The 5836-nt window shown below is 75.4% G+C and carries 7 protein-coding genes; 4 read left to right on the forward strand and 3 right to left on the reverse strand.

The genetic code is table 11. The features are described 5' to 3' along the window. Nucleotides 1-392: 392 nt before the first annotated feature. The gene (locus ABTZ03_RS40095) at nt 393-728 is read left to right on the forward strand and encodes an ArsR/SmtB family transcription factor (RefSeq protein WP_350518194.1); all 336 of its coding nucleotides are present in this window, start codon (nt 393-395) and stop codon (nt 726-728) included. An 86-nt stretch (nt 729-814) separates the two neighbouring features. Continuing rightward, nucleotides 815-1831 carry a phosphotransferase family protein gene (locus ABTZ03_RS40100; protein WP_350518167.1) on the forward strand — a complete coding sequence of 339 codons (1017 nt, stop codon included), beginning with the start codon at nt 815-817 and terminating at the stop codon, nt 1829-1831. On the opposite strand, the gene ABTZ03_RS40105 is transcribed toward ABTZ03_RS40100, so the two are convergent. After that, on the reverse strand, nt 1822-2289 hold the full coding sequence (locus ABTZ03_RS40105) for an ATP-binding protein (protein ID WP_350518168.1): 468 nt from the start codon (nt 2287-2289) through the stop codon (nt 1822-1824). The two genes, ABTZ03_RS40100 and ABTZ03_RS40105, sit on opposite strands and share 10 nt — an antisense overlap. A 230-nt stretch (nt 2290-2519) precedes the next feature. Between ABTZ03_RS40105 and ABTZ03_RS40110 the strand changes: the two genes are divergently transcribed. Both ABTZ03_RS40110 and ABTZ03_RS40115 read left to right on the forward strand, forming a co-directional pair. Then, nucleotides 2520-3377, forward strand: coding sequence for a helix-turn-helix domain-containing protein (locus ABTZ03_RS40110; protein WP_350518169.1), 858 nt, complete (start codon nt 2520-2522; stop codon nt 3375-3377). A 34-nt stretch (nt 3378-3411) separates the two neighbouring features. Then, nucleotides 3412-3618 carry a DUF397 domain-containing protein gene (locus ABTZ03_RS40115; protein WP_350518170.1) on the forward strand — a complete coding sequence of 69 codons (207 nt, stop codon included), beginning with the start codon at nt 3412-3414 and terminating at the stop codon, nt 3616-3618. A gap of 56 nt (nt 3619-3674) precedes the next feature. Here ABTZ03_RS40115 and ABTZ03_RS40120 read toward each other — a convergent pair whose 3' ends face one another. After that, on the reverse strand, nt 3675-4886 hold the full coding sequence (locus ABTZ03_RS40120) for an MFS transporter (protein WP_350518171.1): 1212 nt from the start codon (nt 4884-4886) through the stop codon (nt 3675-3677). A gap of 154 nt (nt 4887-5040) precedes the next feature. Further along, the gene (locus ABTZ03_RS40125; RefSeq protein ID WP_350518172.1) at nt 5041-5352 is read right to left on the reverse strand and encodes an ArsR/SmtB family transcription factor; all 312 of its coding nucleotides are present in this window, start codon (nt 5350-5352) and stop codon (nt 5041-5043) included. Nucleotides 5353-5836 lie beyond the last annotated feature (484 nt).

Raw genomic sequence — 5836 nt, forward strand, 5'->3', positions numbered from 1 at the left:
CCGCCCGGGGGGGGGGCGGGGCCCCCCCCCCCCGCCCCGCACCCCCCGGGCGTCCCCGCACCCCTCCCCCGTCCCCTCTCGCCGCGTACGTCTTGCCCCGTCCCTCCCGCCCCGTACGTCCTTCGTGTGGTCCCCCGCGCGCCTTCGCCGGCACCCCCGCGAGTGTCCCCGCGGGTGTCCCCGCGGGTGTCCCCGCGGGCGGCTTCGTGCGCATCCGGTGCGCGCCCGGTGTTGCGGAGGTGTTGCGACGGGCGTTGCCGGGGCCCGTCCCGTAGTAGCGTCGGGCGTGAAGTCGCGCGTGGTGCGCGGCCGTTGACGGTACCGATTTCGGGACGGGGGGCCAGGCGTGGGAAGGGGTGGTGGGTGTGGGACGGGCACGCGTTGCGGCGCGGATGATCGTGCACCCCGGTGTGGAGGACGTGAGCGTCCAGCAGGTGCTGGAGGCCCTGGCCGACCCGGCGAGGCGCTCGGTGGTGCGCACCCTGGCGCACGCGGGCGCCGATCTGAGCTGCGGCTCCTTCGACCTGCCGGTCGGGCGCTCCACCTCCAGTCACCACTTCTCGGTGCTGCGCGCGGCCGGGGTGCTGCGCCAGTACTACGTGGGCACCACGAAGATGAACACCCTGCGCGCCGATGAACTGGAGGCCCGTTTCCCGGGCCTGCTCTCGGCGGTGGTGGCGGCCGCCGACGCCGAGGCCCGGGGCGTGCCCGACCCGCTGCCCGGCTGACCCGGGCACCCGGCCCGGGCCCGCCGCCGCACTGCGACGGGTGGCGGGCCCGGGCGCGCGGGGGCGGGGCCGTAGGGTGGTCGTCCGTGATCGAGGACAGCGCACCCGGGTGGGCCGGCACGCGCCGGTGGGTCGAGGGCGTGCTCGCGCCCGGTGAACGGATCGTCCGGGAGCGGGAGCTGAAGGGCGGCTGGACCTCGCGGATGCGCCGCCTGGACATCGGACCCGCCGACCCCGCCACCGGCGGCACCGGCACCGGCGACGGCGGGGGCGGCGGGGGCGGGGGCGGGGGCGGGTACTCGCTGGTGCTGCGCTCGTTCGTCAAGCCGTTCTACCGCCGCCACGCGCCCGGCCTGCTGGAGCGCGAGGCCGCCGTGCTGCGCCTGCTGGAGGGCGGGGACGTGCCGGCGGCGCGGCTGCGGGCGGTGGACGCCGCGGGCGAGCGGTGCGAGCACCCGTCGCTGCTGATGACCGCCCTGCCCGGCCGGGTGCGGGTGGAGGAGGACGGCGAGGTGGGGCGCCGGGTGGAGCTGCTGGCCGCCCAGCTGGCCGCCGTCCACGCCGTGGCCGTGCCCGAACGGCGGCGCCCGCGCGCCTGGCAGGCCTGGACCTCGCCCGAACACGTCCGGCCCCCCGCCGAGAGCGCGCGCCCCGCCCTGTGGGAACGGGCGGTGGAGGTGATCGGGCGCCCGGCGCCGGATCACCGGGCCTGCTTCCTGCACCGCGACTTCCACCCCGGCAACGTCCTGTTCACCGGCACCGGCGCACAGCTGGCGGTCAGCGGCGTCGTCGACTGGGTGGAGACCTCCTGGGGCCCGGCCGACCTGGACGTCGCCCACTGCTCCACCGCCCTGGCCCTGCTCCACGGCACCGGCACGGGCATGGCCTTCGCCGACGCCTACCAGCGGGCCGGCGGCGCCGCCCTGAGCCCGCACGGCCCCGACCACCTGTACTGGCGGCTGCTGGACGCGCTGGCCTTCGCCCCGGACGCGCACAAGGTCGCCGTCCCCTGGCGCGACCTGGGCCGCACCGACCTGACCGCGCAGCTGCTGACCTCACGCCTGGAGGACTACCTCCAGGCCCTGTTCGACCGCTACGCCTGAACGCCGGCCCCGCGGCCGGGGCCGCCCTGTCCGGTCTCCGGCGCGAGCAGGGCCCACACGGTCTTGCCGATGCCGCCCTCCCGCGCCCGCCAGCCCCAGTCGACGGCGAGCCGGGCGACCAGCAGCAGTCCCCGCCCGCACTCGCTGTCGACGCCGGCCGGGCGCGGCAGGGGCAGGCCGCGCCCGGCGTCGTGCACCTCGACGAGGAGGTGGGAGGCGGTGAGGCCGAAGCGGACGAACAACTGCCGGTCGCGCGGGGTGCGGGCGTGCAGGACGGCGTTGGTGAGCAGCTCGCCGAGCACCAACTCGGCGCTGTCGCCGTAGTGTTGGCGCGCGTCCAGTCCGGTGAGGAAGTCGCGCAGCAGGCGGCGGGCGATGGGGACGGACTTGCGGTGGCGCGGCATCCAGCAGGAGTACTCCCCCATGGCGGGGGGCGGGATCGTCAGGGTTTCGGGCACGGCGGCGCCTCCTTGGAGGGCGTGGTGGCGTGTGCGGTCCGGGGCATGGGGATGCCCGGCCATGAGCCGCCAAGATCACTATGTGTCGCTTGGTCGACTACTGCGTGTAGCATGCCACTGCAGCAATGTGATCTGCAACATGTACATATGCAACTGTGCAGATCGCTGCCGACGTCGACCCGACGCTCCGTCACGGAGCAGACCGGGCAGTTCAAGGAAGGATTCGAGGCATGACCGACGAACCGAGGCCGACCGTGCGCGGCCGCCGTCTGGGGTCGGAGCTGCGCCGACTCCGGGAGGCGGCGGGCAAGAGCACCGAGGACGCGGCGACCGCGCTGAAGTGCTCGCGCGCGAAGATCAGCCGGATAGAGACCGGCGCGGTCGGCATCCGCCGCCTGGACCTCGGCGTACTGATGGACCTCTACGGCGTCACGGGCACGAGGAACCGCGACGCCCTGGAGACCCTCGCCCGCGACAGCAAGAAACGCGGATGGTGGCACGACTACGGCGACACGATCCCGTCCGCCTACGTCGACTTCCTCGATCTGGAGGCGGACGCCCGCTACATCCGCAACTGGCAGCCGCTGGTCCTGCCCGGCCTGCTGCAGACCGAGGACTACGCCCGCGCCCTGCTGCAGGCCAACCCCGCCGCCGTCCACCCGGAACGCATAGAGCAGTTCGTCAAGGTCCGGATGGAGCGCAAGGCGGTACAGGCCGGTCCCGATCCGGCCCGGCTGTGCGCGATCGTCTGGGAACCCGCCCTGCGCTGCCCGGTGGGCGGCGGCGACGTGCACCGGGCCCAGTTGGGCCACCTCGCCGAGGCAGCCCAACTACCCAACGTCACCCTGCAGGTGGTCCCGCTCGGCATCGGCGCGAGCGCCGGCGCATGCGGTGCGTTCGTGATGTACGGCTTCAGCAGCTCCCCGACTCCCGGAGCGGTGTTCCTGGAGAATCTGACGAGCAGCCACTACCTGGAGCGGGAAGCCGAACTCGACGGCTACGGACTCGTCTTCGAACACCTGCGGTCCTCGGCTCTGAATACCGCCCAGACGCTGGATATGATCACGGCGATCGCGGCAGAGACCTGAGCACGGGACGAGAGCGGACAAGAGGGTGAAGCGCATGGCCGTACCGGAGACCTCCGCCGGGCACTGGTACAAGAGCAGCTACAGCGCCCAGGCGAACGAGTGCGTGGAGACGGCCCGTCGCGCCGGCGGCATGGCCGTGCGCGACTCCAAGGACCCCCACGGCCCGGCCCTGCTCTTCCCCGCCGGGGCCTGGCACTCCTTCGTCGGCGCCGTGCGCGGGCACGGGTTCGGCCGGGCCTGACCCCGCGTCCGCCCGTCCCCCGGGGCCCCTGCCGCACCGGCAGGGGCCCCGGGCCGTCAGGGCGCGACCCGGGCCGGGGCCGGGGCCGCTTCGGGCACCGGGGCCTGGGTGGGGCCCAGGCGGCGGCGGGCGAGGACGGCGGCGAGGGCGAGCAGGGCGAGGGCGGCGCCGGTCAGGGGCAGCCGGCGCGGGCCCGCGGCGGTGACGGTGGCGCCGGCCAGCGCGGTGCCCAGGGTGATGCCGAGGTTGGAGAAGGAGATGAACAGGCTGTTGCCGAACTCCGGCGCCCCGGCGGCGTCCCGGGCCAGCCAGCCCTGGGCGACGGCCAGTCCCCCGGAGTGGACGGCACCCCACAGCAGGACGGCGCCGGCCATCAGCGCCGGGTGGGTGCCGACCGCGTACAGCAGCGCGTACAGGCCGATGTACAGCAGCGGGTAGGCGGTGACGGTGCGGGTCAGGCCGCGTTCCAGCAGGCGCCCGAAGCCGACGCCGGCACCGGTCATGACGATGCCGAAGGCCATCAGCGCGGGCCCGGTCAGGGACGGGGCGAGGCCGGTGACGCGTTCCAGGTACTCGGCGAAGAAGCCGTAGCCGCTGAACATCGCGGCGAACACCAGGGCCACGGCCGCCACCGACAGCCACAGCCGGGTGCTGCGCAGGATGCCCAGCTGGCCGGCCCAGGTGGGCCGTTCGGCCTCGGACAGGCGCGGGAACAGGAGCAGGATCCCGGCGGCGGCCAGCAGGTTGACGCCGGCCCCGGTCCAGAACGCGGCGGCCAGGCCGAAGTGGTCGGCGAGGAAGGACGTCAGCGGGACGCCGAACGCGAAGCCGGCGCTGACCCCGGCGAAGACGGTCGTCACCGCCCGCCCGGCCCGCCCGGGCGCGGCCAGGCGCCCCGCGGCGGTCAGCGCCAGGGCGAAGAACACCGGGTGCGCCAGCGCCGGCACGATCCGGAAGGCGAGCACCACCGGGAAGGAGTCGCTCAGCGCGCAGACCGCGTTGGACAGCGCGAACAGCGCCGCCGCCCCCGCCAGGACCGCCCGGCGCGGCAGCCGGGCGGCCAGCAGGGTCAGCCCCGGACCGCCGAGCGCCACCGTCAGGGCGAACGCCCCGACCAGCCAGCCCGCCGTGGCCGGCGCCACCTGCAGGCGCTGCGCCAGGCGCGGCAGCACCCCGACCACCCCCATCTCGGTGGTGATGATCCCGAACACCCCCAGCGCCAGGACCCCCACCGCCGCACCCCGGCCCGCCCGTGCTCCGCTTTCCATCGACAGCCTCCCTCGCGCCGCCGCGGCCCCGACCCCACCAAGCCACAGCGACAAATCTAGATAGTTAGATGAATCAGGGCCGGAGAAAAGGGACACCCCGCAGGGCGCCCCTCGACCGGGCCGGAACAGCAGAAAACGGGGGGACGGGCGCGGCTCAGAGCTCGTCGCGCACGTACGCGGCGAAGGCCGCGATGGTCTCCTCGTCCCGCCGGTAGAACGTCCACTTGCCGACCCGCTCGGACACCAGCAGCCCCGCGTCCCGCAGGATCTGCAGGTAGCCGGAGACCACCGACTGGGCCAGCCCCGAACGCTCCCGGATGTCACTGACGCACACCCCGACGTGGAAACCCACCCCGCGCTCGCGGTAGTACCCCTCGTCCCAGTACCGCTCGGGCGTCTTGAGCCAGCGCAGGAAGTCCGCACGCGCCGGATTGGCGAGCGCCTTGTGCACGGCCAGCGGATCCACCGCGCACCCCCTTCCGACCCCGGCCCGCGGGACCACCCCGACGGCAGGACGCATCCAATATTCTGGATACGACCTGCGGGTGTCAAGACGCACCCGTCCCGCGCGGCCCACCCGCCCCGCGCGGGACGGGCATGTCAGGCGCCCGGCACGGACCCGCCCGGCACGGGCGCGCCGGGCACGGACCCGCCGGGCACGGGCGCACCGGGCACGGGCGCACCGGGCACGGGCGCGCCCAGCACCCAGGCCGGATAGTGCGCCGGCGCGATCACGGGCGAGGGCGCGGCGCCCGGGTGCAGGGCCCCGGCGGGGAAGAACGCCGCCCGGCAGCGCCGGCACCACCAGCCGGCGCGCCACCGCGCCACCAGCTGCTCCCAGCGGGCCTGATGGACGGACAGGCGCGGGGGGAGCCGCCGCCCCCCCCCCCCGCCCCCGGGCGTGGCGCCCCCCCACGCCGGCCCCCCCCCAGCCCCGGCGGGGGCCCGCG

Source organism: Kitasatospora sp. NPDC096077 (genome assembly GCF_040303245.1).
Classification (GTDB): domain Bacteria; phylum Actinomycetota; class Actinomycetes; order Streptomycetales; family Streptomycetaceae; genus Kitasatospora.

Coding starts and splice junctions, on each gene's coding strand:
- ABTZ03_RS40120 (WP_350518171.1), bottom strand. CDS start 4,886: ATGGAAAGCGGAGCACGGGCGGGCCGGGGTGCGGCGGTGGGGGTCCTG.
- ABTZ03_RS40115 (WP_350518170.1), top strand. CDS start 3,412: ATGGCCGTACCGGAGACCTCCGCCGGGCACTGGTACAAGAGCAGCTAC.
- ABTZ03_RS40110 (WP_350518169.1), top strand. CDS start 2,520: ATGACCGACGAACCGAGGCCGACCGTGCGCGGCCGCCGTCTGGGGTCG.
- ABTZ03_RS40095 (WP_350518194.1), top strand. CDS start 393: ATGATCGTGCACCCCGGTGTGGAGGACGTGAGCGTCCAGCAGGTGCTG.